General features: G+C 46.3%; 9 protein-coding genes and 1 tRNA gene. 6 read left to right on the forward strand and 4 right to left on the reverse strand.

Features of this window, described 5'->3' with window-relative positions:
* Positions 1–177 precede the first annotated feature (177 nt).
* From NEPTK9_RS08535 to tsp, 3 genes are all read right to left on the reverse strand, one after another.
* Positions 178–250: transfer RNA gene (locus tag NEPTK9_RS08535), tRNA-Phe, on the reverse strand.
* Positions 251–391 (reverse strand): hypothetical protein, encoded by a 141-nt coding sequence (locus tag NEPTK9_RS08540; protein ID WP_194848414.1) that lies wholly within the window; start codon positions 389–391, stop codon positions 251–253.
* 50 nt (positions 392–441) lie between these two features.
* Positions 442–2379 (reverse strand): tail-specific protease Tsp, encoded by a 1938-nt coding sequence (gene tsp, locus NEPTK9_RS08545; RefSeq protein WP_478219258.1) that lies wholly within the window; start codon positions 2377–2379, stop codon positions 442–444.
* A 231-nt stretch (positions 2380–2610) separates the two neighbouring features.
* On the opposite strand from tsp, the gene rpsL reads away from it, so the two are divergent.
* From rpsL to NEPTK9_RS08570, 5 genes are all read left to right on the forward strand, one after another.
* Positions 2611–2982, forward strand: a complete 372-nt coding sequence (rpsL, locus tag NEPTK9_RS08550; RefSeq protein ID WP_194848416.1) for a 30S ribosomal protein S12 — start codon at positions 2611–2613, stop codon at positions 2980–2982.
* Positions 2983–2996: 14 nt separating this feature from the next.
* Positions 2997–3470 carry a 30S ribosomal protein S7 gene (rpsG, locus tag NEPTK9_RS08555; protein WP_194848417.1) on the forward strand — a complete coding sequence of 158 codons (474 nt, stop codon included), beginning with the start codon at positions 2997–2999 and terminating at the stop codon, positions 3468–3470.
* A 14-nt stretch (positions 3471–3484) separates the two neighbouring features.
* Positions 3485–5578, forward strand: a complete 2094-nt coding sequence (gene fusA / locus NEPTK9_RS08560; RefSeq protein ID WP_194848418.1) for an elongation factor G — start codon at positions 3485–3487, stop codon at positions 5576–5578.
* 13 nt (positions 5579–5591) lie between these two features.
* Positions 5592–5933, forward strand: coding sequence for a 30S ribosomal protein S10 (rpsJ, locus tag NEPTK9_RS08565; protein ID WP_194848419.1), 342 nt, complete (start codon positions 5592–5594; stop codon positions 5931–5933).
* A gap of 77 nt (positions 5934–6010) precedes the next feature.
* Positions 6011–6271, forward strand: coding sequence for a hypothetical protein (locus tag NEPTK9_RS08570; protein ID WP_194848420.1), 261 nt, complete (start codon positions 6011–6013; stop codon positions 6269–6271).
* A gap of 47 nt (positions 6272–6318) precedes the next feature.
* On the opposite strand, the gene bamE is transcribed toward NEPTK9_RS08570, so the two are convergent.
* The gene (bamE, locus tag NEPTK9_RS08575) at positions 6319–6651 is read right to left on the reverse strand and encodes an outer membrane protein assembly factor BamE domain-containing protein (protein ID WP_194848421.1); all 333 of its coding nucleotides are present in this window, start codon (positions 6649–6651) and stop codon (positions 6319–6321) included.
* A gap of 299 nt (positions 6652–6950) precedes the next feature.
* On the opposite strand from bamE, the gene NEPTK9_RS08580 reads away from it, so the two are divergent.
* Entirely contained in the window at positions 6951–7241 is a 291-nt protein-coding gene (locus tag NEPTK9_RS08580) for a helix-turn-helix domain-containing protein (protein WP_194848422.1), read from the forward strand.
* Positions 7242–7435 lie beyond the last annotated feature (194 nt).

Below are 7435 nucleotides of genomic sequence, written 5' to 3' on the forward strand. Positions count from 1 at the left end.
TTTGGGTGCTCATGCTGGCTCGCCTTGGTTATATTGGATACGAAACCAACCATTTATGCATATTTAAAAATTTAAGTCACGACTTTGCAGGGATCCTGTCCAAAATAGTTAATGGAAAGCCCGTTTGGGTGATTTAAGGAAATCTAATATTCCGGATTTTCCTTATCAAGAAAGGTGTGGCTAGAGCCGGAATCGAACCGGCGACACAAGGATTTTCAGTCCTCTGCTCTACCAACTGAGCTATCCAGCCTTATACCCAAACAAGCTTAAGAATCGGTTTTTCCTTCATCAGCATCCCCACCTTTAAACTCCTCTGCATCGCTCCTATCTTCTCGACAGGAGACTGCTTCGATAAGCTTAAATCTAGGGCGCTGATTTTGGGAAATTCCAATTCTTAAACTTGCTTATGTATTAAAAGGCTATGGTAGAACTTTAGGACTTTTATTGCAACGAGTTTTGCTGACTTATAGAAATCATATCTTTGACAATGGAAACAGATTCCTTCATTTGAAGGTCATCCATCCCATAGTTTTCTGAGAAGGCTTCGCGCCGGGTCTGGGCTTTTTTAGGGCGGTACCCCTTGCCCACTTTGAGAAAAAATTGAAAGTTTTGATCATTTGCAAGGCGTTCTTGACTATTGGCAACGAGCTGGGGGAGCATTTGCCGCCACTGCGATTCGCGGGGCTTGAGATAGGGAACGGCAAAGCGAGCCACATCGCGGTAGGACCCTTGCTTGATATTCATAAGAGAGTGAAAGGTATCACTGGTGAGGTGATCGTTAGAAAGGGGAAACTCTAAGTAACGCTCTCCTATATTATAAGGAAAGAAGGCGGTGGGAACAACAATGTCGGCCTGAACCCCTTGGATTTGGGGGGAGCGCCCGGAGGCGGTGTAATATCTCCCAACGGTGACCTTAAAGAAGGCGCGGGCCCTTTCATTCGTAATGGTCTGGTATTGCATCGACCCTTTTCCATAGGAGCGCTCATCTCCAACGATAAGGGCAACGCCATAATCTTGGAGCGCTTGAGCCACGATTTCTGTGGCGGAGGCGGAGGCTTTTGAGGTGAGGATCACGAGAGGCCCATCATAGTACTGCCGCCCATCGATGTTTCTTTGGTAGCTCACTTCCCCATCAGAATATTTCGAGATAACAATGAGCCCCCCGTTCATAAAAAGGGAAGAGACTTTGACCGCTTGGCTTAAAAAGCCCCCTGAATTTTCTCGAAAATCGAGGACAAGCCCCTGGAGTTTTCCTTCTGACTTTAGAACGCGGAGAGCTTCACGCATATCTCGATCAAGACTTACCTGCCCTCCATTATCATAGAAAGCGGGAACGGTGATTTTCCCAATAATGCCATCCCCATAAGGAGCATAGGCAAGGGACAGCCGCTCATCATCCATGGTGATTTTTTGTCGGATCAGATCGACATGGACCACCTCTGCTTCCCTTTTCACACCCAAAGTAATTCTAGAGCCAGCCTTCCCCTTCATCACCTCAAGCAGTTGCTCGAAGGTGAGGTCTTCAACGCCCTGGTGGTTAATGGCAACTAAGATATCTCCGACCTGAATCGCTCCACTTTTGTCGGCAGGACCTCCATGGATAAGGTTTGAAACATACACCCCATCAAAGTCTTCACGTAAAACAACACCGACCCCCGAGAATTCCTTTTTCAGGGCAGCGCGAATCTCGTGCGCTTCAAGCGGGCTATAGTAACCGGTATGGGCATCGAGACTTTTTGCCATCGCCTTGAGCATATGAAGGGTAAGTTCACGCTCACTTTTCCCTAGGTAGTGGGCTTCAAATGCGGCCCTTTTTTTAACCCGGTGATTTAAAATCTTTTGGACAAGCTGCGGACTGACCTCTTTGACCTTCCGCTGCTTCATATAGACCTGAACCTCTAAGACCAGCCGGTCGTAAATTCTGTTTTTGAGCTCCTCTTCATTTGCGGCATAGTCGGTGTAAGTGCGAGGAATGGTGCGGCTAAGAGCCCCTCCCCCCTCATTGATGAGCCTCTCAATCTGCTCATGACGGATCCGCCGATTGCGAAGGATCGCCTGCTCAATCATAAAGTTGAGGTTCCAATACTGAGCAAACTCCCCACGTTGGTACTGATTGACCACCTTCCGGGTCTGCCGCGGCGTCATCGCAAGAAAAGGGGTGACCTCTCCTTTAAGGAGTGACGTCCGGTTAGGATCAAACTGCTCGATATAGATCTTCACCGACCGCTTGACGATAAGTTGGTTAAACTCTTTGTTTTCAACGTGATAGGTGAACATCTTATCCATGGTAGGGCGGACATCGCGCAACGATAAGGTATAGGGATCGGATGCGAACCCAAGACTGATGCAAAAAATAATAAAAAAAAAGACCCTTCTCATATTTCTCAAATATAATAACCAAAAAATTAAATGAATAGTTTTTAAATAATTTAATTGCAAAACACTTCGATCTAATTATTTAATTGAAAAAGGTGTTCGGGGACCTCTTTTTGAAAGAATGTGCATTTTTTTTGCAAATAATTGCCTATCTGCAGTATATTGTCTGTTTATATGTATAAGCTCTAGTCCCTCGTGGGGCTGACAACTGAATGACAAGGAGTAATGGCCTAAATGCCAACGATGAACCAACTCGTGCGGAAGCCGCGCAGACCAAAAGTAAAGAAGAAAAAGTCCCCTGCTCTTCAAAAATGTCCTCAAAGACGGGGCGTTTGTTTGCAGGTAAAGACAAAGACACCGAAAAAGCCGAACTCAGCGCTACGTAAAGTGGCTTGGGTCCGCCTCTCCAATGGGCAAGAAGTCATTGCCTACATTGGGGGTGAAGGACATAACTTACAGGAACACAGCATCGTCCTCGTTAGAGGGGGGCGGGTGAAAGACCTTCCCGGTGTTCGTTACCACATCGTCCGCGGCTCCTTAGACTGCGCAGCTGTTAAAGATCGGAAAAAAGGGCGCTCGAAGTATGGCGCGAAGAAACCCAAGTAAAGGAAGAATGAATCATGTCTAGAAGACGTCGAGCTACCAAACGAAAAATAGAACCCGACCAAAAGTATAATAGTGTCGTTCTCACCAAATTCATCAACCGTGTGATGCTTGATGGAAAGAAATCACTCGCTATCAAAATTGTCTATGGCGCTCTCGATGAGTTCTCTAAAAAGGTACAGGCAGAAGACGCTCTTATGGCCTTTGAGCAGGCAATGGAAAATGCGATGCCGACTCTCGAGGTGAAATCACGCCGCATCGGTGGGGCAACCTACCAAGTCCCGATCGAAATTTCTCCTGAAAGACGGCAATCAATGGCGATGAAGTGGATCATCACCAACGCCCGCCAAAAAGCTGGACGCAATATGATCGACGGCCTCGCAATGGAACTTTCCGACTGTTTTAACAACCAAGGTTCCACGATTAAAAAGAAAGACGACACCCACAGAATGGCAGAAGCAAACAAAGCATTTGCCCATTACAAATGGTAAAAGGATAACAGCACATGGCAAACAAGCGCCCCCCACAAGATCAACTTTCAAACGTCCGCAACATTGGGATCATGGCCCACATCGATGCGGGAAAAACGACCTGTACAGAGCGGATCCTCTTCTACTCAGGACGCGTTCACCGAATCGGTGAAGTGCACGAAGGGGCTGCCACCATGGACTGGATGGAGCAAGAGCAAGAGCGAGGGATCACCATCACCTCAGCTGCCACCACCGTCTACTGGGGCGATTGCAAAATTAACATCATCGACACTCCCGGACACGTTGATTTCACCGTAGAAGTGGAGCGTTCCCTCCGCGTTCTCGATGGAGCGGTTGCTGTCTTTAGTGCTGTCGACGGCGTTCAACCCCAATCGGAAACGGTCTGGCGTCAAGCTGTCCGTTACAACGTTCCCAGAATCGCCTTCATCAACAAAATGGACCGCGTCGGAGCCGACTATTTCTACTGCATCGACAGCATGAAAGAAAAGCTCGGGGCAAATGCGATCGCTGTCCAGTGTCCGATCGGAGCCGAAAACGACTTCCTCGGAATGGTCGACCTTGTCTCGATGAAAGCTTACGTCTTTAAAGATGAAACCCTCGGCGCAGAATTTGAAACCACCGACATCCCCGAAGATCTTAAAGAGAAATGTGCAGAAATGCGGACAACACTTCTCGATGAACTTGCGACTATCGATGACTCGAATGAAGAGTTCATGATGAAGGTCCTCGAAGACCCAGACTCCCTTGACCCTGATGAGATTCATGCCGTCATCCGTAAAGGGGTTTGCACCAATAAAATTAACCCTGTCCTGTGTGGAACAGCTTTCAAGAACAAAGGGGTCCAACCCCTTCTTGATGCGATCACCAAATGGATGCCCTCACCTCTTGATCGAGGAACGATTAAAGGGATGGATGCCGACTCTGAAGAAGAGCTTCTCCTGGAACCTTCTGACGATAGTCCCCTTGCCGCCCTTGCCTTTAAAGTCGTGACCGACCCTTATGTCGGAAGGCTGACCTTCGTCCGTGTCTACTCCGGAGTCCTTGAAAAAGGGATGAATCTGATCAACACCACCAAAGGGAAAAAAGAGCGGGTTTCTCGTCTTCTCGAAATGCACTCCAACCAACGAAAAGATCGGAATGAGTTCTTTACCGGAGATATCGCAGCCGTTATCGGACTTAAAAACTCTGCAACAGGAGATACCCTGTGTGGTGAGAATAATCCCCTTCTCCTCGAGAAGATGGAATTCCCCGAACCTGTGATTTCGATGGCCATCGAGCCTAAGTCTAAGGGAGACCGAGAAAAACTCTCTGTTGCTCTAGGTTCTCTTTCAGAAGAAGACCCCACCTTCCGCGTCAGCACTAATGAAGAGACAGGACAAACCATCATCTCAGGAATGGGAGAGCTCCACCTCGAGATCCTTAAAGATCGGATGATGCGCGAATTTAAAGTCGAAGCGAGTGTGGGTAAACCACAAGTCTCTTACAAAGAAACCATCACCGCTCCAGGCAAAACCGATACCAAGTTTGTCAAGCAATCAGGTGGACGGGGACAATATGCCCACGTTTGTCTGGAGATTGAGCCCAATGAAACAGGGAAAGGAAATGAAGTCGTCAGCAAGATTGTTGGCGGTGTCATTCCGAAAGAATACATCCCCGCCTGTATGAAAGGGATCGAAGAGGGACTTTCCAATGGAGTCCTTGCAGGATATAACCTTGTTGACGTCAAAGTCTCGATTGTCTTTGGATCATTCCACGAGGTCGATTCGAACGAGATGGCCTTTAAGATTTGTGCTTCGATGGCGATTAAAGACGCTGCAAAAAACAGTAAGCCGATCATCCTCGAACCGATCATGAAGGTCGTTGTCACCACTCCTGAAGAGTTCTTAGGAGACCTTATCGGTGACATCAACCGACGGCGTGGAAAGATCATGAACCAAGGAAACGAACGGGGGATCGCGATCATCGACTGTGAAGTTCCCTTGAGTGAAATGTTCGGTTACTCGACAACGATCCGCTCTCTCAGTACAGGGCGCGCCAGCTATACCATGGAACCCAGCCACTTCGAAAAGGTTCCTGCAAAAATTCAAGAAGAAATCATGAAGAAATAGGAAAAAGAGATCCATGTCAAAAGAAACCAAAGCTAAAGTCAAAGAACCCGCAAGAAAAAAGATACGGATCCGCCTTAAGGGATACGACCAACGGGTCCTCGACCGCTCGACCGCCGACATCGTTGAAACGGCCAAGAGAACAGGTGCCCGCATCGTCGGCCCTATCCCTCTTCCTACCAAGCGGGAGATCTACACCGTTCTCCGCTCTCCTCACGTTGACCGAAAGTCACGCGAGCAGTTCGAGATCCGGACCCACATCCGCCTGCTTGATATCCACAACCCAACCATCGACACGATCGATAAGCTCAAGGTCCTTCCGGTTGCCGCTGGAATCGACATTAAAATTAGGGCCTAAACATGGACATTATGTTACATCTAAAAATAGACAGCAACCTGATCGGCTGTCTCAATCCATAAGCGGCCGCACAAATTTTGCAGACCGCTAAGCGAGTTTACGCGCTTCAAACAAAACTTTATGTGGGTTTAGGAATGTTTTCTACTCTTGGCTTTGCAAGAGAGATATATTTAATAAATATGGATTCTGAAAAGACTCCTAAAAAAGATCAAGACTCCAATCACAATATGAAACCTGAAAAAGTATTCGGCTATCTGCTTTTCATAGCTAGCGCTTGTGGAATAATTTGGGCATTAGGGGCTGGCATTTCTCTTATTTCTCAAAAAAAAGACTTTTAATCAGATCGTTCTTCCTCAGCTTGAGAAGATTGCTCAAGGAAAATAGCCTAATAGTCGGGGTAAGGGGTGTCTGAGTAGATCGCCTCGAAAGGGGGCGGATTGGAAAGTTTCATATACTTTCCGATCACTTTCCCGTCCTCAATGACGATGTAGTAGCGACGCTGCTCGATCACCTCGGTTCCTGCGGTAATCTTTTCGATATACTCGTAGGTAACAGTCCCTTCCCCTTTGGAGATCACCTGATAGGGCTTTCCGAACTGTTTTTGCAGCTCTTCAGTGGTCATCCCCACTTCAACCGCTGCATACTCATTCCGCGTCATGATTTTGGTGTTTGTGGAACATCCCACCAAGAATAAAAGTGCTAGTAATGTGTATCTCATAATTTCCTATTAAATAATCTTGCTATTACATGCAATTAATAAAAAAGCGTGTGTTGTTTTTTATAAACCACAACTTAGTACAGGACAAAAAATTTTGAATGTAAGGTAACCCGTTGATATGCAATAATCTCTTTTGCACAAAAATGAGGTTATATCATGCATATCAACGAGTTATCCAAGATCTTAAACCAACACTTCAATTTTCATAAGGCTCGCTCTGACTGTGTAAGCGCAAAATGATAATGTCACCTTTTACCAAAGTAGAAATGTCACCTTTGGTAAAGTTGAGTGCTTTGGAGATGCTCTATGAAGGAGACAATAAAATGAGCGTGAAGGAAGCTGAACGTTTAAGTGTTATGAAGCAAATCGACAAAAAGATTTTAACAATTGAGAAGGCAAGCGAGGAGCTTGGGGTCAGTATTAGGCAAACCAAAAGAATAAGGAGGCGGTATAGGGAACAAGGAGAAATAGGTCTTATTTCTCTAAAAAGAGGGAAGCCGAGCAACCGAAAGATCGATAAGAGTTTAAAAGAAAAGATTTTATGCCTAGTAAAAACTAAGGCTCAAAAGAACGCTTATAGACACTCTTAGCCTGGGTAAAGAAGAAGAAAATAATACCCATTTTTCAGAAAGGAGGTGACATTTCTAATTTGGCTTGACACATAAAATTGACGTTTTGACGATTTGGCCTTGTTCACCTTTTCGCATTGTGACAAGAAGCTGTCACAACAAGTTGTCTCTCAAAGAGAAGAGACCATCTCTACAGTGAGATGAATCTAGGGTTC

This window comes from Candidatus Neptunochlamydia vexilliferae, from assembly GCF_015356785.1.
Taxonomy (GTDB): domain Bacteria; phylum Chlamydiota; class Chlamydiia; order Chlamydiales; family Simkaniaceae; genus Neptunichlamydia; species Neptunichlamydia vexilliferae.